The organism is Colwellia echini (assembly GCF_002843355.2).
Classification (GTDB): domain Bacteria; phylum Pseudomonadota; class Gammaproteobacteria; order Enterobacterales; family Alteromonadaceae; genus Colwellia; species Colwellia echini.
Window position 1 is genome coordinate 207,413 of the sequence record NZ_PJAI02000005.1, and the last position, 23,250, is coordinate 230,662.

The following is a 23,250-nucleotide window of genomic DNA, read 5'->3' on the forward strand; positions in this document are numbered from 1 at the left end:
ACCACCTACTGCTTTATAACGCTTTTAGGATGATAAAAACATCATCTGCAATACGCGGCGAGTCTGTATTTTCATTGCTAAAATGCCATTTCGATGGCGCACTCTTAAGCTCACGATAATCACCACCTTCATCTTTATCCCATGTGGTGATGTAGATAGCGCTATTACTCCAATCAGTTATACCGAGTCGTTTACCTTCATATGTTATTTTAATTTCATCCGCTTCGTGGTTCACTTCTATTTTGGGCGTGTAATTTAACATAATCCCTTCTTGCGCCGCTGTAGCTTGCTCAGTACCAAAAACATAATTTCCCCAGCCAAAGGTCGAATGCACTAAATCCCACTCTGCATTATTTGGCATATTTGTATTTACTAATGGTAATGCGCTATTGCCAGATTTTTTTGCGTTATCAAAATAAATGGTTAGCGCTAAATGATCGAATTGATTCGGTGGCGCCCAAGTATTTGAGGTATCGCACATTGTTAACCTTAACTCTAAAATGCTACCACCAGCTTTAACTTGGGCTGATTCAATATCTAAATAACAGTTATCGATTTGATATTCAGGTTTTGTATAAGTGCCGCTAATGCCTTTATCATCACCAAGGTCATCTTTACTATATGCTGATGCAGAAACTAAAGTCGAAGTCATCCAATAAGTAAATTTCTCTGATACATATTGTTGTTCTGGCCAATATATTTCTATCGAGTGTTGATGCCGACCGAGTCCGTCAAGTGGTAGTTCAGTAGTCCAATTTCCTTTACTGTCAGCAAAAAATTTAGTTGCATGTTCAATATTGCCATCAATAATTCTTAATAGATCAGCATTAGCTTGAGTCACTGTGCCACTAATATCGGCCGATTTTACATCGGTAAACTCGTTAGGTATTGGATTTACTTTTATTGATTGTGAAATTAAGTGAGTTTGGTCTTTTTCCTGACTTGCTGTGTGGCTTTGACCTGAAAAAATGAGTATCGAGCGTGCTGGCATTAACATCGTCAGATTTCCATCTGAGGCGATAAATAATGTATCTGCAACATTCTCAGCAAGTAAAATACTTGGCTCATTACTTCTCGAGAAGCTTGTTGGCAATCGGCTTAGTAACGCAGTTTCGTCTGCCGTATTAAAAATAACGTATGCTTCCTTACCTCGATATTCTCTTTTGTAAGCGAGTATACCAGGCGTAGATTCATTGACTTGAAAAAACTCAATACTACCGCGACTAAAAACTTTATCTTGTGATCTAAGCTTTGTCAGTTTTTGTATAAAGCGATACATCTCAGACTGTTGATTAAATTGATCTTGCTCTGAGCCATAACCACCGGCAAACATTGCTTGACGGCTTGATTTATGTGCTTGCTCGTCACCTTGGTATATTGTCGGTATACCAGGGATAGACATCATAAAAGCATAAGCTTGTTTTAAACCGGACATGGTGCCATTAGCGAGAAAACGCTCAACATCATGATTATCGATAAAATTAACGGCTGTGTAGGGATCTTTATACCATTTCATAGCCGCGGCAACGCGATAGGCTAAATAGGAAGTTGGACGGCCGCCTGCAAAAACCTGTTTCATATCACTATAAATGGGAAAGCCAATCGGCGCAGCTAAACGTGGATTTTCTGCTGTACCTAAATACTTAGCAATTTTCTGCTCAGCACTGTCAGAATTAGGCAGCGACGTTTCAAACACTTCACCAAAAGTTAAAAAATTATCTCTTCCTGTCGATTTCGCGGTATTTAAAATACCATTTTCACTGTGTAAAAAGTCTTCGTAAAATTCTTTTTCAACATACTTTGCGGTATCAACTCTAAACGCATCAACGCCTGCATTTTTAATCCAATTACCAAATGAGTCTTTTAATAATTCTCTAACTAAAGGGTTTCGAGTATTCATATCATCAAGACCCGACGTTTGATAGGTCGTTTCTTGTATCTCACTCGTTACATCCTGTATCGTTGGTGTCCAATTAAAAACATTACTCAACTTATGTTCGGGGTTATTAACATCACTCAAATTTAAAGGGAATTGACTTGCTTTGATTGAAGGCAGTGACCCGATATTTTCTTTAAAGTTTTTGGTGACATTATTCTCATCATAATCACCGTCATAATAGAAAAAGTTTCCCGTATGATTTACGACAACATCTTGGATCAGGTACATATTTTTAGAATGCAGCTTTCTCGCTAAACGCTGATAATCTTCAAGGTCTCCATAATGTTCATCTACTCTTGTAAAATCTCTCGCCCAATAACCATGATATCCCCAAAACTCAGCGATTGGATCCCACCATTGATTGGCTACTTGTGGCGTAGTCCACACCGCCGTTGCACCCAATTGCTGAATATAGTCAAGCTTATCAATTACTCCTTGTAAATCACCGCCGTTATATTTGTCTTTTGCCCCAAGCTCATACACGCCTGCGCCTTGGTCACTGTTTTCTTTATTGCCATCATTGAAGCGATCAATCATCAAAAGGTAGATTATTTGATCTTGCCATTGTGGTGAAGGTACATGTAACTCCCCTTCTTCTAAGTTATTAACTGCCGTATTTTGACTGCTTAAGCTGTCATTATTTTTTTGGATTAGTGTGGTAATTTCTACTTCAGTATTTTGCTGTTCACAACCCAATAAAGGAGCTGTTGTTATTAGCGCCAGTGCTATCAAACGAGTTTTATTAAGTAACATAGTGTAAATATTCATCTCTAAGTAAGTGACTTATTATTTACATATCGTTATATGATTTGATAGACAAGATCAGGTGAATACGTATGCACATGCTTGTCTTAGTTATCATTAAGTCTTTAGGATAGGCCTTTATTATTAAACACTTATAAAGAGAAAAATAAATTCCTTTATGAGAAGTTAAACATTCAACATGGCTAAACCACTTACGGCATTGCTATTTAACAGGATCATGTACCCATGAATATTTATCGAACAATCGCATTAACATCGGTTAGTGCTGTGTTAACTTTTTCTACATTGGGATATACATCTTCCTTAAATCAATCACAAATACTAGAAAAATCACCTAGCAATCAGAACACGGATTTTTATGGAACACTTAACCCTTATGCTGCTGAATCAGTATATTTCATCTTAACCGACAGATTCGTTGACGGTGATAAAACTAACAATCAAGAAAAACAAGGCGGTAAATACCCTACCTTTGATATTCCGCTTAATGGTCCTGATGGACAACAAGCTAATGTTGGCTATTTAGGTGGTGATTTTAAAGGCGTATTAAATAACGCTGATTACATTAAAAATATGGGATTCACTTCAGTTTGGTTAACACCAATTTATGATAATCCGGATCAAGCCTTTAATGGCGGTGATAAAGTTGCTTTTGGTGAATATTATAAAGACGGTGGCAAAACAGGATATCACGGTTATTGGGCGAGTAATTTTTACGAAGTTGATGAGCATCTACCATCAAAAGGATTAACTTTTGCCGATTTAACCAAGCAATTAAAACAACAACATGATTTAAACTTCGTGTTAGATATTGTAGCAAATCATGGCTCCCCTTCTTATACCATGATTGAAGATCAACCCAAATTTGGCGAAATCTATAATCAAGACGGTAAGCTGATTGCTGATCATCAAAATATTCATCCTGAAAAACTTGCCCCAAATAAACCACTGCATGCCTTTTACAATACTCATACAGGTCTTGCTCAACTATCTGATATAAATGAAAACAATGAAGCTGTGTTAGATTATTTTGAAGGTGCTTACCTTAAATGGATATCACAAGGAGCACACTCTCTAAGAGTTGATACTATAAAAGAGATGCCACACCAGTTCTGGAAAAAACTTTTCGACCGAATTCGTGTGCACCACCCTGAAATTTTTATTTTTGGTGAAAGTTACTCCTATGAAGCCGAGTTTATAGCTGAGCATACTCGCCCTGAAAATGGTGGCGTTAGTGTTTTAGATTTTCCTGGTAGAAAAGCAATTACAGAAGTATTTGAAAATCCAGAGAGTAATTTCAGTAATATATTGTCTTACTTGCATTTAGACGACGGTATGTATCAAAACCCTTATGAATTAATGACATTTTACGATAATCACGATATGGAGCGCATGAATGCGACAGATGAAGGTTTCATTGATGCTAATAATTGGTTGTTTACCTCTCGCGGTATACCTGTTGTTTATTATGGCTCTGAGATCAACTTTATGACTGGTGAGCCTGAGCATAAAGGTAATCGAAACTATTTAGGTCAGCAAAAAATTGAACAAGCTAAAAACCACATTATTCATCGTGAGTTAACAAATATTGCAAATATTCGTAAAAATTCTGTGGCACTACAACGAGGATTACAGGTCAATCTCGACTTTAATAAAAACTTAGCCAGCTTCTATCGTGTTTATCAAAATGATGACGATAACCAAACCGCATTAGTACTACTTAATAAAGGCAATACAGAAGCTAAGTTCAATGTTGATAAAATGCTGAGCTCCGGCTTATGGACAGACGCTATAACTGGCAAGGAATATCTTGTTGATAACAATAATTCAGTGTTAAATATAACAGTAAAAGCACATGGCGTTAAAGTACTACTACTTAATAGCCCTATTAATAATATTGAATTACAACAACAGCTTGCACTTCAACAAAGTAAAGTACATACAACGAAGTAAAGTGCTATAACACTCATACTGCTGAACATAAATAAGCTATTTAGGATAAGGCAAGCTAAGATTAAAGATCACACTACAGCAAGTGTTTTAGTGTGATCTTTACTGTGTTCTTTAGTACCAGTTATAAAGCAAAAAAGTTGATGATATTGAACTAACAACATCATCAACTTTTTATTAAATAAACCTGAATCATTAGACCTAATTGATTGAACCTAATTGATTAAACGCCTTTTATTCTAAATATTAAAACTACAGTTTAGAACGTAAAGTCACTTCTAACTTATCTTGATCGATTGCAAAATTACGAATACCTTCAGCAAGCTTTTCAACTGCCATCGCATCTTGGTTATGATCCCAGCGGAACTGCGCTTCAGTTAACGATTCTGGCTGTGCTTTAATATCACCACTAAAAGCTAGTTTAACTGGTACATCAGCGGTTGAAGCTTCTAATTGCTCTAATAAGCCAGGTCCAATTGTTAAACGGTCACAGCCCGCAAGTTCAAGAATCTCTTCTACGTTACGGAAACTAGCGCCCATAACAACAGTATTGTAGCCATGTTGCTTGTAGTAATTGTAAATTTCAGTAACCGAAATAACACCTGGATCTTCAGATGGTAAGTAGCTGTCTTTACCTTCGGCTTTTTTGTACCAATCAAGAATACGGCCAACAAACGGTGAGATTAAGTAAACACCAGCTTCAGCACAAGCACGTGCTTGAGCAAAACTAAAAAGTAGTGTTAAGTTACAGTTAATGCCTTCTTTTTCTAAAGTAGCTGCAGCTCTAATACCTTCCCATGTAGAAGCTAATTTAATTAATACGCGATCATTACTGATACCAGCTTCATTATAAAGTTTAATTAATTTACGTGCTTTTACTAAAGATGATTCTTGATCGTAAGATAAACGTGCATCAACTTCTGTTGAAATACGGCCGGGTACAGATTTTAAAATTTCTAAACCAATATTCACTGATAATTTGTCGCCAGCATCAATAACTTGCTGATCAATATCATTAGACTGTGTTTTAGCCCAAGCAATGGCTTCGTCAATTAACGGTTGATATTCAGGAATGGAGGCGGCTTTAAGTAATAAACTTGGATTTGTTGTAGCATCTTGCGGTGAAAACTTCTCAATTTCTGCGATATTACCAGTATCTGCTACGACTGTAGTTAACTTACTTAATTTTTGAAGCTGTGTTGTCATGTTATTTCTCTGATGATTTATTTAATAAAGGTTTAACATATATAGTACCATTTCAACTCACGAAGCGAGCACTTCATGTTTCAATTGGTATACATAAAACGATGTGCTAAAAGTATCAACTTACACGAACAATTGAAACAAGGATTTAAAGAAAATCACATGTTATTATATTTTTCTAGTTAACGGATTAAGATCCCTGTAAATTAAAACTGTTTAAAACTTACTTAATGTTACCTCAAAAATAAAAAGGATTTTCATGGCTGGTGCAAGCTTACTTACGTTATTAGATGATATTGCAATGTTACTTGATGATATTGCTGTTTTATCAAAAGTTGCCGCTAAAAAAACCGCTGGCGTATTAGGTGATGATTTAGCCGTAAACGCCGAGCAGTTATCAGGTAGTTTAAAAGCAGATAGAGAGCTCCCTGTTGTTTGGGCTGTTTTTAAAGGCTCTATGCTTAACAAAGCAATATTAGTACCTATAGCCCTTTTGTTGAGTTACTTTCTGCCAATTATGATCATGCCACTGTTAATGATTGGGGGTGCTTATTTATGTTACGAAGGTTTTGAAAAAGTTTGGCATGCCTTTGCCCATAAAGCTGAGAAAAAACTAGAGCATGAAAAACATGTTGAAGCACTGCAAGATGAAAATGTAGATATTGCCGTTTATGAAAAAGATAAAATTAAAGGTGCAATCCGCACTGACTTTATTCTCTCTGCAGAAATAATCATTATTGCTTTAGGTACGGTTTCAGAGCAACCTATAACAACTCAAATATCTGTATTGGTGTTTATCGCAATTTTAATGACAGTAGGTGTTTATGGTTTAGTTGCCGGTATTGTAAAAATTGATGATGGCGGTCTTTTACTCATTAAAGATAAATCAGTCAATATATTAGGAAAAGCAAAGCGAGCCTTAGGTTATGCGATGATAGCTTTTGCACCTAAGCTAATGAAGTTTTTGGCTATTGCAGGCACAATTGCTATGTGGCTTGTTGGTGGCTCTTTAATTACCCATGGCGTACCTTCTTTACACCATGTGATTGAATCAGCAACACAAATGGCTGGTAATATTCCATTTTTTAACAGCTTTTGGCTTGCTATTACACCAATGTTTATTGATCTTGTTATTGGATTTATTTTAGGTGCACTTTTAGTCTTTATTTCTTTGGGAGTAACTAAAGTACTCGCAAACAATTCAACTAAGGGTAATAGTAAAAATTCGCCTAAATAAAGTTACGGCTTAACTATCACTATTAACTCAATACTTTTAACTCACAACTAAAACGAGCTTACCAATGTTTTCATTGTTTGCCATTTTAGTGTGCGCTTGCTCAACATCTCGCCAAGGGTAAATCGAATCAATAATAGGTTTGATTTTACCTTCAACAAGATATTGATAAAAATAAGCAATAAAACTGGCAACGAGTTCAGCTTTATAACTATCGCTTCGATTACGAAGTGTTGATGCGGATAACGTTAAACGTTTCGCTAGCATTTTAGCCACATCAAGTTTATCGCAAAACCTGCCTCCTAAAATAGCTAACATCACAACATGCCCATCAAGAGCAGCAACATTGATATTTTTAGCGACATAATCACCACTTATCACATCAATAATAACATCAAAACCTTCGGCAACATTTTCCTTAGACCAACTAACAAAATCTGTCTCATGGTAATTAATCGCTGATTCTGCGCCTAACTCTATACAGGTTTGTGCTTTTAACGCTGAACCAACAGTCACAGTTACTTGACAATTTTTAGCTTTAGCAAGTTGAATAGCCGCACAGCCAACACCACTTGCGCCAGCATGAATGAGTACATTACTGTTATTTTTTAATTTGGCAATGCTGAATAAACTTTGATAAGCCGTAAGAAATACTTCGGCGCAGGCCGCGCCCTGCTCAAAGGTAAAATTAGCAGGTAAACTAAAAAGTTGAGCGGCTTTTACTTTTACATATTCAGCATAGCCACCACCAGCCACTAAACCAAAAACTTTATCGCCAAGCTGCCAATTTTTACCCAAATGATTTTTGCTAACGTCTTTACCACATTGACTAATTTCACCTGAAACTTCTAAACCAAGAATTGTCGACTCACCTACTGGCGCTGGATATTTACCGGCACGTTGTAATAAATCTGCACGGTTAACTCCTATAGCTTTAACTTTAATTAAGCATTCATCGGACGCTATTTCAGGTATGTCTGTTTGACTAAAAATTAGTGCTTGTTGATTATCAACTTGAATATATTTCAAAGAAGTATCACCATATTTGTGGCCGGTTATTTTTAAAGTGAGGAGAGGCTAAAAGCTTTTAATTATTTCTCGATATAGGAGAATATTTAAGTGCATAAATTAATGCACTTAAACTAATTCCTTAAACTCATGCACTTAAGTTGACGTAATACTTAAGTTGACATAATTGAAGTAACTTACCTACGATAGTGGCGTTAACGCAACAGAGTTAAACTCAACTTTGTCCCAACCCGTTTGCATGAAGTTACGGATATTACCGTGATCATTACCTTCTGGGTGGTTAAGCACATCTTCACGATAATATTGAGCAAAACACGCTAAGGTTTGCTGCTCGGTTAATTCATTCAATTTAGCAAAATAAAATATTTTACAAGAGCCTTCATTAGTACCTGCTTCATTAACAGCATCACCGTTAGTAAAAGTTGCAGGGGTGTATTTATAATTCTCAACAATCACTTGCATAACTTGTTCAAAGCTAACACTCTCAGGATCTGAATCAAGTAGATTGATAAAATCTGTTAAGCTAGTTGTAGATGTTACCGAACTCATTACGCATTACCCGACGTTAATTTTGCTTTAGCTTCTTCAACTTTAGAATAGTCTAAACCTAATTCGTTAACTGCTTCTTCAATAAGGCCATGATCTGCCATAACAATACTCATAATCTCTTGTAACTTGTCTGCTGGAATATTTAACTGACTGATAAATGCCATTGCCATCATAGGGTTTTCAGTTAATGCTTGGAAAAGCTCATTGATTTTTTCGTCACTGATATTTAATTCTTTTAAAATTTGTAGAATAGGGTTCATTAATTTTCCAATTTAATTTATTTAAACAAAAAGTTAGTATTAGGGGCAATCGCTCCTAGTAACGCTGATTATAATACCAAATTATACCAGAAAAAGTATAATGAAGTTATATTGATGCGCAGATGCGCACTTCCCTGTTCCATTTGTCTGTGCTCATCACAACATTAACTTAGCCAAAAAAGTACTTATGCCCTCTACTTTTAAAAAGCCCGATCAAAGCAATCAAAAATTAAAATACTTGTCCGCTTATTCTGAACAAATAAAAAGCCAAGTTCAGCAAATGATTGATAATAAAACTCTCGATAAATACTTATTGAATAAGTACCCAACTACCCATGACGTTAACAATGACAAAGCCCTTAGAACTTATGTCATGTTATTAAAAAATAAATATTTGAAAAAATCTGATCCATTAAGTCAAATAAAGTATGACGATAAAATTCATATTATAAATAACGCATTAGGTTTACATACTTATGTGTCTCGTGTGCAAGGTAATAAGTTAAAGAGTAAACATGAAATACGTATTGGCAGCCAATTTAAAAAAGCCCCTGAAGCTTTTTTAGCCATGATAGTAGTGCACGAATTAGCGCATTTAAAAGAAAAAGAGCACAACAAAGCCTTTTACAAGCTTTGCCAAAGCATGTTGCCTGATTATCACCAACTGGAACTTGATTTACGTATTTATCTTACTCAACTTGAACTGATTGGTGACATATATAACGCCTAGTTTACGGATACACAAAAGCTCTACTTGTGTGTAAGTGTTATTTTATATAAATTAGCCGCTATAACCCCAAACACAAATCAATAAGATGTCTGATACCACAACTAAAATTAAGTTTGAACTAGAAAAAGAGAACAAAAATAGTGTTCGTTATAAAGAAATCCCTAAAGAAGGCATGCCACCTATTGTAGGCTCTATTTACGTGCAAAAATGGTTTGCGGGTAATAGTAAAACTATTGAAGTAAGCATTAACAAAATTGATTAACCTGATCTAGTGTTGATTAATCGCCAAGCAATTATCTTGGTGATGTTAATAAATTGGTGATGTTAATAAATTGGTGATGTTAGCAAAAGTAGCGTTGGCTTTTTAAAATTCCAATAACAAGATACTTTTTTAAAACGCCAATAACAAAAAAACCAGAGTTTCTTATCCTAATGTAGGTAAGAAATTCTGGTTTTTTAGTTTAACCGTTACGGTAAGTACCGTTAAGTTTTCTACTTGTTACAAGTGCTCTTTAAGCTTGGTATAACATAGCTAGAAAATCTTTAGACTCATTTACTTGATTAAATTTAAACAATTGTGAGCCCGATTGGTCTTTAACTACAACATTTAACTTGTTGATTGAAATTGACTTTACTGGTGCTGCAATAGCGTAAATCTTACCTTGATAAGTATAAGACATAATATAACTCCTTTAACTGCGTAAAACGCAATATTCAAAAGCTCGGACTGCACATATATCATTGAAAATATTATAAAGAACTAACCGAAAATGACTCGGGAACTTATGCAGCAAAAAGCTTTAACTTAATAGCTTTTATTAGGTGATGACTGACTGTGAAAGGGAAAGACAAAACACGAAAAAATTACTGGGGATTAACACCAATTAGATGAGGATGGCTAATTGGTGTCAGCAATATACTGGGCTTAGTTCAAAAAGTAAACATTTATTTTAAATAACAGCTCAAATATTTTAAATATCCCCGTAAAACCAGTTCAAGTATTTAACTATTGCCTATCTAGCATTAGTTAAAACATTTGTTAAAGTATTAACATTCATTAAACTTCTCTATCGCGACATCTAATAGATAACACATCACAATCAATATGACCTAGTACTTCTTCAATAGTATTACCAATAAACTTACCGTTGTCATTCATACCCATCACAAATAAATCTACCTTAGCTTCTTTGGAAAATACAGGTATTTCATCTTCTGGATTTCCAGGTATTAAATGAATGTTGTCGGTTTCAAAGTTATATTGACTTAGCAGTTTTTCAAAAACTTTTTTATGGTGCAATTTTGTTGCTTTACTGTATTCATTAAAATTGCCGACTGCTAAGCCCTGCTCTACACTAACAGAACTAAGCCCTTGCCATAATTCTTTATCTATTGGCTCATAACAATGCCCTACATTAGCTTTGCCGTCATAAAAATCAGCCATTGCTAATGCGGCGTCAATAATATCAGTATCTAAACTATCGCTTGGTTCATTATTTATGTCAGGATTAACCATAGCTACGATTTTTTGATATGAATAATCACTAATATTTTTAGTGAGTAATAAAGGTACCGAACAATGCTCTAATAACTGCCAATCGTTTGGAGTGAAAAAAACTTTATTAATGAGTGAATCTTTCTTGGTTGACTTAATAACCATGGATGTATCATTACTTGCTACTTCAGCTAAAATGGCAGTACTTATATCCGAATGCCAAACAACATCAATAGTTACATTAATCCCCATTGCTTCAATGTCGGGAACAAAAGCTTTTAACCAATTAACTTTCGAAACTAAATACTCTTTCTTTAAGCTATCTAATTGACTTTGGTTAAAATTCCAATGACTTACAAATTGACGGTTATACACAACTAGAAATAGATCTAATCTTGCTGAGGTTTTTTTTGCTATTTTAATCCCTTGCACTAAGGCAGCGTGGTGCTCACTATTCGAGTCCATCACCACCAAAATACTTTCAATTGACTTCATAATTCTCTCCCAAGAATCAACACTTAGTATTAGAATGCATCGAGCTAATAGTATGATTACTCCTATAAAAACACTATTAACTTAAACAAATCTTTTTTTGTTTCACCATACCTTAAAAAATCACCAAATGGATCAAATTTAACCCTAATAAATACAATTACTATTCATTTTTAATTATTTTTATTTTTATTTAGCAAAACTAAACAGTAGATTACAGAAAACATATCTTATTTTAGTGCATAAAAAAAGACTGATACATTACATATCAGTCTTTCTATTAATCTTTTCTTTAATTTGCTCGGTTGAATAGTCGTTAACTTGTTCAGTATTAATTTAACGGCTAATCATCTAAACTTACAGGCTCGATAAAGAAAAAAACAGTATTTTTAGAATTTAGCGTTTAACCAAATCCATACTTTATTAGTATCTACTTTTCCTGAAGCAAGATCACCAGCAGAGTATGCTGCTAACTTGATACCCGCAGTATAATTTTTAGCAAAATTCTTAGTGTATACAGCATCAATTTCAGAGCCTAAGTCGTCAACGCCATTTGATTCAACATCAACACCGAAGTTATGATAGATAAGCGCCCATTTACCTTCGAAAAGTTTACCATTAATCCCTGCGTATAAATCTTGGATACCTTGATTAGGGGTATTTAAGAATTGATCAGACCAACCGTTAAATTTATGTAACGTCGCTAATGGAGTAGAGAAACCATAATTTCCGCCATCTGAGCCAAGTTGTTCAAAACCTAACTTAACACCAACGGCCGAGAACGAAGTTCCTACTTCAGCTAAAATATAATCTGCATCATATTTAACTCCTAAGTTATTTGACTCTTGTTGCGCGTATTCTAATTGATATGTGATTTTTTGATCACCCGCAGTAGTACCACCGCTAAAACGAATACCGTAGGTGTCTAAACCGTTTTCAGTATCATTATCAACCTCGAGTAAATAAGCATAAGCTTTAATTGTACCTACTGATGTTTTATACGCTACATGGAAAAGGTTATCATCTGATTCAATATCTCGTGCTTCAGCAAAAATACGGTTACGTTTATTAATATGGTTGTAGTTTAATGTTAATGCATCAATAGGTTGGTATTCAAACGTACTACCATCAAACGTTTGTCTATCTTGACGCCAGCCAACATGACCAACAAAACGTTGATCATCAAACACCATAACCATACGACCTGTTTTAATGGTGATATCTTTGTATTTATATTGCAGTAAAAACTGATCAAATTCTGTGGTTTCAGGATCGGCTACCGTTGAATAATCAGTATTCTTACCTAAAGTGTTATTGTATTCATCTACGCCAAAAACAACACGAGAGTCTTCAAATTCGACAAAACTTGAAAAACCTGCAATAACGCCAGTTTGATAACTTAAACGAGTACGTAGTGTTAATGCATTCGCATTTTTCAAATCATTTTCTTGTTCTACACCTTCATAACGCAAGTTTAAATCAATAGAAGCTTTACCCGCTAAAACGGCTTCAGCGATGGTATTATTTGTTTTAACTAACTGAACTTCTTCAGCAATAATAACCGTGTCAGACGAAGTTTCTTCAGCCATTACCACAGTAGCTGCCTGAACATCTTCAGCAAAAGCCATCGTTGAATTTGTACCAGTAAAAGCGATTGCTAGACATAATGCTATTTTGTTTAATGTCATGGAGTTATGTTCCCTTTATATTTATGTTTTAAGTTGTTTAAGTTTTTAAGTTTTTAAGTTTTTAAGTTTTTAAGTTTTTAAGTTTTTAAGTTTTTAAGTTTTTAAGTTTTTAAGTTTTTAAGTTTTTAATAAATTTTATTTTTAGTATTTTATGTTTTGATAATTTTAAATCTATTTTTTGCAATAAAGGTTGTTTCAAATCACTGTTTTATCATTAAATTCTCATTTTAAAATGTATCAACAATGTTTCTCAAAACCTGTAAATTCGCCTCCCTTTAGTTAGTTATGCGTTAGCACGCTTTTTAGGTGTTGAAGCCGGTGCTGTTATAGTGCTTTTAATGTTTTCAACTTTTCTTTGTTTCTCATAAAGAAAAGTTAACACTTCAGAGCGAAGACGGTTATATTCCACATCTTTCGCCAACGATAATCGGCTACGAGGACGCTCTAATTTCACATCAAGAATTTCACCAATAGTCGCCTCTGGGCCATTCGTCATCATGACAATTCGATCAGACAATAAAACAGCTTCATCTACATCATGAGTGATCATAATCACGGTATTATTCAACTCATTTTGAATTTCCATTAACGAGTCTTGCATATGCGCTCGGGTTAATGCATCAAGTGCACCAAATGGCTCATCCATTAATAAAACTTCAGGTTGCATAGCTAAAGCACGTGCAATACCCACTCTTTGCTTCATACCGCCAGATATTTCATCAGGACGTTTATGCATAGCATGATCCATGTGAACAAGCTTTAAGTTGTATTCAATCCACTCTTTCATTTCCCCTTTTGACATAGTTTTATTAAAAACTTGCTTAACCGCCAACTCAACATTTTGATAAGAGGTTAACCAAGGTAATAATGAATGATTTTGAAACACTACTGCACGCTCTGGCCCTGGTTCATTAACCTCTTTGTTTTGTAATAAAATACCGCCTTTAGTTGCTTGATATAGACCCGCAACAATATTTAGAACCGTTGATTTACCACAACCTGAGTGACCAATAAGTGAGATAAACTCACCTTTTTCAATTTGTAGATCTACGTCTTTTAGCGCAGTAAACCCACCTGTTGGCGTAGGAAAAACCATATCTATTTTGCTAATATTTAAAAATGATTGCTCTGGTGTACTGTTTTCAATAATTGAAGAATTCATAATTGGTTCCTTAAACATTTGCGCTTGATTTGTCCCAAGAGACTTTGCGTTGTAGTTGCAACATAATTTGGTCTAATAAAAAACCGATGAAACCAATCACGATAACCGCTGACATAATTCGAGCTAACGAGTCTGAACTACCATTTTGAAATTCATCCCAAACAAACTTACCTAATCCAGGGTTTTGTGCGAGCATTTCAGCGGCGATAAGTACCATCCAAGCAACACCAAACGACAAACGCATACCAGTAAAAATCATAGGAATTGAAGCGGGTAATACAATTTTTTTAATATGAGTAAAAGTAGGTAAACGTAGTACTTTACTTACATTGAGCAAGTCACTATCTATTGAAGAAACACCAATTGCAGTATTAATAACCATTGGCCACAAACTACATAAACTTACCGTAATTAATGACGTTAAAAACGATTTTGAAACTAATGGGTCGTCAGAAATATAAAGTGCACTAACAACCATGGTAACTAATGGTAACCAAGCTAAAGGTGACACGGGTTTAAATATTTGGATCATAGGATTTAATGCCGAATTTAATCGTTTACTTAACCCCATCCAAATACCTAAAGGAATAGCAATAACCGCCGCTAATAAAAAGCCACAAGTTACCGTAATTAAACTAGTAATAATTTGATCAAAGAAAGTTTCTTTACCTGTATAGGCTCTAATCTTTGCGTCATAATCAGGGTTTTTAGCCAATTTGGCTTCATTACGTTTTACTTGCCTATCATAAAAAGCATCTGCTTTTTCTCGCTCTGCAACATGTTCGCTATATAGCGCTGAAAATTGTGTTACAACAGCTTTAGGACCAGGAAAAGTACCTAAAGAGGTATCAATGCTTGATGCGGCTAGCGACCAAAAAAATAAAAAAATTGAAATGCCAATAATGGGTAGTAACATCGCACTAGTGACTTTACTTAACGTATTTTTAAAAATGTTATTCCCCTGCTCTGTGTTAGTTAATCTGCGCAAACTTGCTGTTGCTAAACTCATGTTCTGCTCCGTATCTGTGATACCAATCCGTATAATCCATAACAACCTTATACGGATTGGTGTTTTCTACTTTTTCACTAAATTTACTTTAGGCATTAAGGGGTTAAAGTTTGTCATCTTTTTTAAGGCCTAAAGAAAACTTTTCTAAGTAAGCATTAGGCATATTTCCGTCATAAACGATATCGTCGATAAAGTGTTGTTGAGGCGCTTTAAATCCTGTTTCTGTTTTAAAATCAGGGAATTCGTTAGCAGCAATTAACTTATCAGCAATTAATGATTCCGCTGCTTTTTGATAGATATCAGGGCGATATACACTAGCGGCTAAATCTTTGTACCATTGATCACTTTTTGCATCTGAGATTTGCCCCCAACGACGCATTTGCGTTAAATACCAGATAGCATCAGAGTAGTATGGATAGGTTGCGTTGTATCTAAAGAACACATTGAAATCAGGTACTGCACGTTTATCACCTTTTTCATATTCAAAAGTACCTGTCATTGAGTTAGCAATAACATCGTAATCGGCACCTACATAATTTGATTGCGATAATATTTTTACTGCCGCAGGACGATTTGCATTGCTCTTTTCATCTAACCATTTAGCAGCACGAATTAAAGCGCGGGTTAATCGAATAGTCGTGTTAGGATATTTTTCTGCAAATTCAGCACTAATGCCAAACACTTTTTCAGGGTTGTTTTTCCATATTTCATAATCGGTAACAACGGGTACACCAATACCTTTAAATACAGCTTGTTGGTTCCATGGTTCACCTACACAATATCCATTGATGGTACCAGCTTCCATAGTAGAAGGCATTTGCGGTGGAGGTGTTACAGAAAGTAACGCTTGTGCGTCAATTTGTCCTGAATTATCACCTTTGTGCGGCGCATAAAAACCGGGGTGAATACCACCAGCAGCTAACCAATAACGTAATTCATAATTATGTGTTGAAACAGGAAACACCATACCCATTTTAAAAGGCTTGCCTTCATCAGCGAATGATTTTATAACAGGCTTTAATGAATCAGCTTTAATAGGGTGTACGGGTCTACCGTCAGCCATTTTAGGGATGTTTGGTTTCATTTTTGCCCAAACATCATTAGAAACAGTAATAGCATTACCATTAAGATCCATTGAGAATGGGGTAATAATATGCGCTTTAGTACCGTACCCCATAGTTGCTGCAAGTGGTTGCCCTGCTAGCATATGTGCGCCATCAAGCGTTCCATCAATAACGCCGTTTAATAATACTTTCCAGTTAGCTTGTGCTTCAATCGTTACATATAAACCTTCATCTTCGAAATAACCGTTTTCATAAGCAATGGCAATCGGCGCCATATCGGTTAACTTAATAAAACCAAACTTTAACTCTTCTTTTTCTGGCTCACCCAACGTTTCAGCGTGTGCGATGTAAGTACCTGCACAACTAAGAGCGACACTTAGTGATAAGCTTTTTAAAGTAGATGTTAGTGGTTTTTTCCAATTCATAATGAATTCCTTGTTTGTTTTATAATGTTTATGTTGTTTTATATTTGTTGTTTTAAAATATTTATAATTATTAAAATGGTTTAACGTTTGTTAAACGTTAATCAAAAAAAACGCCCACCAACCCTCATCCTTCTTATCTGTAAAGAAAGTTGAAAATTAGTGAGCGCCGTTGCTCAATTAATGTAAAAGACTTAAGCCTTTTAAATATCCTGCAGCTTCTTTGCTGCCAGGGTTTGATCAATATATTTATCGCCGTTGATAAAATATTGTTTTTGTACTGTTTCGTTTTAAATAACCGTAATAGTTAATATTATGTTATTAAATCTGTACGCCGAATAACAAATAGCACACAGAAAGACAACCTTAAAATAACTTATTTATTACACATAAAGGGTAAGGCAAACTTAATGCCAACTTTTAATTCATTGTTTTTAATGACTTTAAATGAATATAAACTTAAAACGAAAGAAGCCTATTGCACAGTAATAATGAAATGCACCACAAGTGCACAACACAATCAATAAGATTAATACGCTATATAACTTGCTCTAATTTATTAGTATTAGTGGGTTTTAATAACTGGCATACATCGATGATATTTTTTGCGACCATAGCCAAAGAGCAGCCTTGATCCATCGCCATTTTTCGCAATTTTTTATACGCATCATTTTCACTAATTCGTTTTTGTTCCATAATCAGCCCTTTAGCTCGCTCAATATACTTCCTACTTTCAAGTTGAGTTTTAGCTTCCTTAAGCTCATTCCGTAAAGACTGGACGGCTTTAAAGCGCTCATTTGCAACAGAAATAATACTCTGCAACCGTTGCGGCAATATTTCATTCACAACATAAGCACTAACACCCGACTTGATTGCATTTTGAATAACATTAGGCGAATCATATTCAGCAAAAATAACAATAGGTAAAGGCTGTAATTGACTTATCTCCGCTAACTCTTTCAACATAGCAGCACTCGGTAAATCAGTTGCTAATACAAGTACACTCGGATTATATAAATCAATTTGCTCAATAATGTTATCGTCAAAAGAAGCATGTTTAGTCACCTGGTAGCCAAAGTCTAGCAATGCCTTTTTCAGCATAGAGCTAGAGCGTGGTCGTTCTTCAATTAACAGCACAGTAATATGTTTATTGGCTGTTTCAATGGTTTGTTTTACTGCAGTAATATTAAGGCTCATTATGGTTTCAACCTAAGTGTTATATATTGAAAATCAACTTGTTGGCATAGGTAATACAAAATTTACGCCAAAAACAAAAAACCATATTACCGAATCAAAACATTTAATTTTTTACCTTTTATTTCAGAACCTTAAGAAACAACTCACAAAATAACAAAAACAAAAAGTGGTTATTAACCAAAATAAGTTAATACTTGTTGCACCTTAATAGAACGTATTCAAATTCAAGCGCACGCATATACCACGATCTGCACAGCACTATTAATCATGTAGATAAAAGATAGTTTTTTATACGTTACAAACATTTAAAAAAAGAGATATAAAACAGGAAATACTTGACCCCTTTTGCAAACTTATAAAAATAAATTTAAAAGCATTGGTTGTATAAGGAAGTTATTACGCTTTAACTTTTTTAATGAAATTAGAAGTCACATACTCTTTTACATATAGATGTAATAAAGTTCGCTCTAAAAAACAGGCTATATTACCAATAACAAAAAACAGGTAAGTAAGGTTATGTAATATAAATAAAATAAGACATTTGTACTACCTCTTACAGTACTATCAAGCCACTAAAAATTTGTAATGCTTATGTAAAACACCTAAGAAATGGGTTTATAAATTAAATTACTTCTGTTATAACTGTACCTATTGATGTTACCAAAAAAACTAAAACGGTAATACCAATCGCAATTTACACTCTACTAAATATTAAAATAAACATTAAAATAAACTAAGTTGCGTGTTACAAAATAGAGACAAAAAACAGGTAGGGATCAATTGAATCCCTCCACAATAAAGACATATAGTTAAAACATAACGATTATTACAAGACTAGGAATATTAAAATGATAAACAAAAGCCTAATTTCGATTGCTATAGCATTAAGCTTAACTGCATGTGATAGCGACACAGATAAAACAAGCATTCAAGACAAAGCTGCACAAATAATTGAGGACCACGGTACTGTTGTATTATGTCCGGTTAAGTCGGAATTAGTATTCTCTGGTGCTATAGCAACTGCACAGCAAGACGCTAACAACTCAAGCAACGCTATTGATGGTGATATAGCAACTCGTTGGTCTGCAGAGTCTCTTCCTCTGGAAACGGCTGTTGCAGATGAAGATGGTAACTTTTTAGCGGGTAGCGAAAGCCGCAACGGTGAATCTCTTACTATTAAGTTAACTGAAGTTTCATTAGTTAGTGAATTACTTTTATCATGGAATAAGTCTGACGAACGTACTACTTCATACTCTGTTTCAACCTCTCTTGATAATAATACTTGGACTGAAGTATTAGCTGAAACAACGAGTGAAGATGGTAATGAAAATGGTAAGTTTGAACTTATTGAATTAGAAGAATCTGTAGCCCAATATATACGAGTTACAGGTTACGGAAACAGCGCTCTTAGCGGCTGGAATAGTTTAGATGAAGCAATCGTTAAAGGTTGTACAAGCGAAGAAGTAAGTATTGCAACAAACATAGCTGCAACGTTTTTTGGCTCTGACACTGGCGCAATAGACAGTGATGATGAATCAATTGGCGGCTCACTACTTATATCAGATCTTGATGGCGATACTTTTGTAGCTCAAACTGATGCTACAGGTACAGGTGGTTTTGGTACATTCAGCATCGATGCAGCGGGTATCTGGATATATACTTTAGCTGACATTTCAGCTGTTACAGATATACCAGAAGGTGAAACACGTACAGATACTTTAACTGTTGAATCTACAGACGGTGAAGAAACTACACTTACCATTACTATTACTGGTGCAGAAGTTGCGGATAATACTGGTGGTGGCGATACTGGTGGTGGCGATACTGGTGGTGGCGATACTGGTGGTGGCGATACTGGCGGTGGCGATACTGGCGGTGGCGATACTGGCGGTGGCGATACTGGTGGTGGTGATACTGGTGGAAATAAAGTATTACAAATCTCAGATACTCAAACATTTGATGCAGGTGAATTAAGATATAAACACGGAACCGCATTATCAGAAGGTAAATTAACAGCATCAATATTGATTGAAGCGGGTAAAAATAAATCAGCTTATATAGGTATATACGGTGAGAGTACATCAACAGGTAATGCTGTTGTTGACTTGAATATAGGTTCGTCTAATATAAAAAGTCGTGATAGTGTAATGACTGCTGTTGATTATAGTGCAGATGTATGGATACCTGTAGAGTTATCATGGACAACGACTGAAATCACTGTAAAAATAGGTGATAATCCAGTTGAAACATATGCTCCGACAAATACGGCGGGTACTTACCCTATCGAAAACTTTGTATTTAAATTAGGTGATACCAGTAATACTGAAACAGCTAATTTCTTAGTTGATGACATTAAAATTTATGATGATGCAGCTGGTACCTCAGAAGTATTTTCTGATAATTTTGAAACTTATACATCAGGGCAGTCTCTAGATCCATTTGGCAATACAGCTGATGATGATACTAATGATGTAGAAGACACTAGTGCAGCTGATACATACAATAGTAACAGTAATGAAGTGGTAGTCATTGACGACCCAACTATCGAGGGTGGCTCTGATGGTGGTGGTGATTCAGTATCTGAAAACTTACAAGCTGCAAAAATATCAGATACTCAAACATTTGATGCAGGTGAATTAAGATATAAACACGGAACCGCATTATCAGAAGGTAAATTAACAGCATCAATATTGATTGAAGCGGGTAAAAATAAATCAGCTTATATAGGTATATACGGTGAGAGTACATCAACAGGTAATGCTGTTGTTGACTTGAATATAGGTTCGTCTAATATAAAAAGTCGTGATAGTGTAATGACTGCTGTTGATTATAGTGCAGATGTATGGATACCTGTAGAGTTATCATGGACAACGACTGAAATCACTGTAAAAATAGGTGATAATCCAGTTGAAACATATGCTCCGACAAATACGGCGGGTACTTACCCTATCGAAAACTTTGTATTTAAGTTAGGTGATACCAGTAATACTGAAACAGCTAATTTCTTCATTGATGACATTAAAATTTATGATGATGCAGCTGGAACTTCAGAAGTATTTACTGATAATTTTGAAACTTATACAGCAGGTCAGTCTCTAGATCCATTTGGCAATGCAGCTGATGATGATACTAATGACGTAGAAGACACTAGTGCGGCTGATACATACAATAGTAACAGTAATGAAGTAGTTGCTGCGACTAGACCTGTGGATGTCGATTAAACTAAAAATATTATTTATTTAGTAAAATCTAAAAAGGAACCTTAGGGTTCCTTTTTTTATATCTATAAACTCTAAATCCGCTTATTTACAATCACCTTAACTCATAACCAATTAAATGATAAAGGTAAGTAGCTGATTGTAATACCTCTTAGTATCACGTTGTGTTTGTCTATGATCAGAGTACATCACTAAAAAGTACTCTATTGTCAAAAATAGCAGAATAATAAATCTACTCCCTGCATTGCGGTTAACTCTTTATAACATTTAACTTAGTCGACACTTTAGACTCTTTCTAATTATGAACACAAATATCAAATCAGAACCCCAACAAACAATGGTAAACCAATATCGTAAACATATGTTACCAATTAATTACAAAATCAATAGATATTTTCAAAGTTGTTGTAATACCACTCAAGTTGTTCTATAAAAGGTAAGGTGTTAAAAAGTGTTCGATATGAAACACGTAATCAACGCCAGATTACCAACCCCAAAATTGGTAATACAAATATAATAATAAATTACAACGATTAGGATTATAATAATGAATAAGAATCTAATTACTATTGCACTAGCATTATCGCTCAGTGCATGTGGTGATGGCACAACATCAACACCAGCTCCCAAAGACAACACACCTAAAGATACAGCAAGCTCAATCGACGTTACCGTTATTGATGGTTATATTCGTGGAGCTACCGCATTTGTTGATATCAATCTAAACGGTTTAAAAGACGATGGGGAGCCGTCTGTTATTACCAGCGAAGGTGGTCGAGGTATTATTGTTACCACTGACTTAAATATAGACCCTGCAAATGCGGTAATTGTTGTAGATATTCCAGCAGGTGCTGTCGATGAAGATACAATAACAGAAGAGAATCCTGATGGAGTTCCATTTGAAACAGCTTTTCAGTTAGTTTCATTACCCGGTGAAAATATTGCAACACCACTTACAACACTTATTTCCATGACTGCTGCCGCAAATGCTACAGGTAGTGTTACAGCACAAGACATAGAAGCAGCAAAACTAAAAGTTGCTACATCATTAGGACTTACAATAGAACAAATTACTGCTGATTATCTAGCAACTGATAATCAGGCGCTAGCAGAAGTGGCTAGTTTATTAGTGAGTAATAGTGTACTTCCTAAAACAGTTACAGGACAAATTAGCTCTGAAGACCTACTTGTTGCGAGTGTAGTAACTGAGAAGATTAATAAAGCAGTAAAAGAAGCTCAAGAGGCAGGAAACACTAACCGCAGCGTTATTGAATCTATGACCGCAGATATAATAACAGCAGTTAAAGCCTTTGTTGAAGAAAATAGCGAATCAATCGCTGAAGGCAATGTCGATAACCTAGCTACGGACCTAAGTAGCATTTCAGAAACTATTGCAAATGCTTATAGTAATCTGATCAAATCGACCGAAACAGTAACTCAAGAACAAATAGACTCAGCGAGTCAATCTGCTAAAGACGAATTAGAAGGTACAGTAGTTGGCGGTGGTGATACTGGCGGCGGTGATACTGGCGGCGGTGATACTGGCGGTGGTGATACTGGCGGCGGTGATACTGGCGGCGGTGATACTGGCGGTGGTGATACTGGCGGCGGTGATACTGGCGGCGGTGATACTGGCGGTGGTGATACTGGCGGCGGTGATACTGGCGGCGGTGATACTGGCGGTGGTGATACTGGCGGCGGTGATACTGGCGGCGGTGATACTGGCGGTGGTGATACTGGCGGTGGTGATACTGGCGGTGGTGATACTGGCGGTGGTGATACTGGCGGTGGTGATACTGGCGGTGGTGATACTGGCGGTGGTGATACTGGCGGTGGTGATACTG

18 protein-coding genes are annotated in these 23,250 nt (G+C 35.5%); 6 read left to right on the forward strand and 12 right to left on the reverse strand.

The window, feature by feature from the left end; all coding sequences use genetic code 11:
- Window positions 1-13: 13 nt before the first annotated feature.
- On the reverse strand, window positions 14-2,707 hold the full coding sequence (locus CWS31_RS06795) for an alpha-amylase family glycosyl hydrolase (protein WP_101344367.1): 2,694 nt from the start codon (window positions 2,705-2,707) through the stop codon (window positions 14-16).
- Window positions 2,708-2,929: 222 nt separating this feature from the next.
- On the opposite strand from CWS31_RS06795, the gene CWS31_RS06800 reads away from it, so the two are divergent.
- Entirely contained in the window at window positions 2,930-4,657 is a 1,728-nt protein-coding gene (locus CWS31_RS06800) for an alpha-amylase family glycosyl hydrolase (RefSeq protein ID WP_101344368.1), read from the forward strand.
- A gap of 249 nt (window positions 4,658-4,906) precedes the next feature.
- On the opposite strand, the gene tal is transcribed toward CWS31_RS06800, so the two are convergent.
- Entirely contained in the window at window positions 4,907-5,860 is a 954-nt protein-coding gene (tal, locus tag CWS31_RS06805) for a transaldolase (RefSeq protein ID WP_101344369.1), read from the reverse strand.
- A gap of 256 nt (window positions 5,861-6,116) precedes the next feature.
- On the opposite strand from tal, the gene CWS31_RS06810 reads away from it, so the two are divergent.
- The gene (locus CWS31_RS06810; RefSeq protein WP_101344370.1) at window positions 6,117-7,094 is read left to right on the forward strand and encodes a DUF808 domain-containing protein; all 978 of its coding nucleotides are present in this window, start codon (window positions 6,117-6,119) and stop codon (window positions 7,092-7,094) included.
- Between the two features lie 36 nt (window positions 7,095-7,130).
- On the opposite strand, the gene CWS31_RS06815 is transcribed toward CWS31_RS06810, so the two are convergent.
- The 3 genes from CWS31_RS06815 to CWS31_RS06825 form a co-directional block, all read right to left on the reverse strand.
- Window positions 7,131-8,120, reverse strand: a complete 990-nt coding sequence (locus CWS31_RS06815; protein ID WP_170252797.1) for a zinc-binding dehydrogenase — start codon at window positions 8,118-8,120, stop codon at window positions 7,131-7,133.
- 180 nt (window positions 8,121-8,300) lie between these two features.
- Window positions 8,301-8,669: a HopJ type III effector protein gene (locus tag CWS31_RS06820; protein WP_101344372.1), complete on the reverse strand. Its 369-nt coding sequence runs from the start codon at window positions 8,667-8,669 to the stop codon at window positions 8,301-8,303.
- On the reverse strand, window positions 8,669-8,929 hold the full coding sequence (locus CWS31_RS06825; protein WP_101344373.1) for a DUF2999 family protein: 261 nt from the start codon (window positions 8,927-8,929) through the stop codon (window positions 8,669-8,671). The genes CWS31_RS06820 and CWS31_RS06825 overlap by 1 nt, the downstream gene beginning before the upstream one ends.
- 187 nt (window positions 8,930-9,116) lie before the next feature.
- Here CWS31_RS06825 and CWS31_RS06830 point away from each other — a divergent pair, with 187 nt between their 5' ends.
- Both CWS31_RS06830 and CWS31_RS17555 read left to right on the forward strand, forming a co-directional pair.
- Entirely contained in the window at window positions 9,117-9,659 is a 543-nt protein-coding gene (locus tag CWS31_RS06830; RefSeq protein WP_101344374.1) for a M48 family metallopeptidase, read from the forward strand.
- An 85-nt stretch (window positions 9,660-9,744) separates the two neighbouring features.
- The gene (locus CWS31_RS17555) at window positions 9,745-9,921 is read left to right on the forward strand and encodes a hypothetical protein (RefSeq protein WP_170252799.1); all 177 of its coding nucleotides are present in this window, start codon (window positions 9,745-9,747) and stop codon (window positions 9,919-9,921) included.
- 250 nt (window positions 9,922-10,171) lie between these two features.
- Here the strand turns inward: CWS31_RS17555 and CWS31_RS17560 are convergent, their stop codons facing one another.
- The 7 genes from CWS31_RS17560 to CWS31_RS06860 form a co-directional block, all read right to left on the reverse strand.
- Window positions 10,172-10,339 carry a hypothetical protein gene (locus tag CWS31_RS17560; protein WP_170252801.1) on the reverse strand — a complete coding sequence of 56 codons (168 nt, stop codon included), beginning with the start codon at window positions 10,337-10,339 and terminating at the stop codon, window positions 10,172-10,174.
- A gap of 377 nt (window positions 10,340-10,716) precedes the next feature.
- Window positions 10,717-11,649 (reverse strand): universal stress protein, encoded by a 933-nt coding sequence (locus CWS31_RS06835; protein ID WP_101344375.1) that lies wholly within the window; start codon window positions 11,647-11,649, stop codon window positions 10,717-10,719.
- Window positions 11,650-12,035: 386 nt separating this feature from the next.
- Window positions 12,036-13,334 (reverse strand): alginate export family protein, encoded by a 1,299-nt coding sequence (locus CWS31_RS06840; RefSeq protein ID WP_101344376.1) that lies wholly within the window; start codon window positions 13,332-13,334, stop codon window positions 12,036-12,038.
- A 283-nt stretch (window positions 13,335-13,617) separates the two neighbouring features.
- Complete coding sequence (locus CWS31_RS06845; protein ID WP_425457515.1) at window positions 13,618-14,430, reverse strand: ABC transporter ATP-binding protein; 813 nt, start codon at window positions 14,428-14,430, stop codon at window positions 13,618-13,620.
- Between the two features lie 76 nt (window positions 14,431-14,506).
- Entirely contained in the window at window positions 14,507-15,412 is a 906-nt protein-coding gene (locus CWS31_RS06850) for an ABC transporter permease (RefSeq protein WP_246143407.1), read from the reverse strand.
- Between the two features lie 196 nt (window positions 15,413-15,608).
- Window positions 15,609-16,994: a CmpA/NrtA family ABC transporter substrate-binding protein gene (locus CWS31_RS06855; protein WP_101344379.1), complete on the reverse strand. Its 1,386-nt coding sequence runs from the start codon at window positions 16,992-16,994 to the stop codon at window positions 15,609-15,611.
- 534 nt (window positions 16,995-17,528) lie between these two features.
- Window positions 17,529-18,188 (reverse strand): ANTAR domain-containing response regulator, encoded by a 660-nt coding sequence (locus CWS31_RS06860; RefSeq protein ID WP_101344380.1) that lies wholly within the window; start codon window positions 18,186-18,188, stop codon window positions 17,529-17,531.
- An 848-nt stretch (window positions 18,189-19,036) separates the two neighbouring features.
- Here CWS31_RS06860 and CWS31_RS06865 point away from each other — a divergent pair.
- Complete coding sequence (locus CWS31_RS06865; RefSeq protein ID WP_148747734.1) at window positions 19,037-21,409, forward strand: VCBS domain-containing protein; 2,373 nt, start codon at window positions 19,037-19,039, stop codon at window positions 21,407-21,409.
- A 544-nt stretch (window positions 21,410-21,953) separates the two neighbouring features.
- A partial coding sequence (locus CWS31_RS17740) for a hypothetical protein (protein ID WP_211355805.1) occupies window positions 21,954-23,250 on the forward strand: 1,297 nt, incomplete at its 3' end.

Bases quoted from the DNA above. Each gene is read 5' to 3' on its own strand.
- CWS31_RS06795 (WP_101344367.1), bottom strand. From the start codon at position 2,707: ATGAATATTTACACTATGTTACTTAATAAAACTCGTTTGATAGCACTG.
- CWS31_RS06800 (WP_101344368.1), top strand. From the start codon at position 2,930: ATGAATATTTATCGAACAATCGCATTAACATCGGTTAGTGCTGTGTTA.
- tal (WP_101344369.1), bottom strand. From the start codon at position 5,860: ATGACAACACAGCTTCAAAAATTAAGTAAGTTAACTACAGTCGTAGCA.
- CWS31_RS06810 (WP_101344370.1), top strand. From the start codon at position 6,117: ATGGCTGGTGCAAGCTTACTTACGTTATTAGATGATATTGCAATGTTA.
- CWS31_RS06820 (WP_101344372.1), bottom strand. From the start codon at position 8,669: ATGAGTTCGGTAACATCTACAACTAGCTTAACAGATTTTATCAATCTA.
- CWS31_RS06825 (WP_101344373.1), bottom strand. From the start codon at position 8,929: ATGAACCCTATTCTACAAATTTTAAAAGAATTAAATATCAGTGACGAA.
- CWS31_RS06830 (WP_101344374.1), top strand. From the start codon at position 9,117: ATGCCCTCTACTTTTAAAAAGCCCGATCAAAGCAATCAAAAATTAAAA.
- CWS31_RS17555 (WP_170252799.1), top strand. From the start codon at position 9,745: ATGTCTGATACCACAACTAAAATTAAGTTTGAACTAGAAAAAGAGAAC.
- CWS31_RS17560 (WP_170252801.1), bottom strand. From the start codon at position 10,339: ATGTCTTATACTTATCAAGGTAAGATTTACGCTATTGCAGCACCAGTA.
- CWS31_RS06835 (WP_101344375.1), bottom strand. From the start codon at position 11,649: ATGAAGTCAATTGAAAGTATTTTGGTGGTGATGGACTCGAATAGTGAG.
- CWS31_RS06840 (WP_101344376.1), bottom strand. From the start codon at position 13,334: ATGACATTAAACAAAATAGCATTATGTCTAGCAATCGCTTTTACTGGT.
- CWS31_RS06845 (WP_425457515.1), bottom strand. From the start codon at position 14,430: ATGGTTTTTCCTACGCCAACAGGTGGGTTTACTGCGCTAAAAGACGTA.
- CWS31_RS06850 (WP_246143407.1), bottom strand. From the start codon at position 15,412: ATGTTACTACCCATTATTGGCATTTCAATTTTTTTATTTTTTTGGTCG.
- CWS31_RS06855 (WP_101344379.1), bottom strand. From the start codon at position 16,994: ATGAATTGGAAAAAACCACTAACATCTACTTTAAAAAGCTTATCACTA.
- CWS31_RS06860 (WP_101344380.1), bottom strand. From the start codon at position 18,188: ATGAGCCTTAATATTACTGCAGTAAAACAAACCATTGAAACAGCCAAT.
- CWS31_RS06865 (WP_148747734.1), top strand. From the start codon at position 19,037: ATGATAAACAAAAGCCTAATTTCGATTGCTATAGCATTAAGCTTAACT.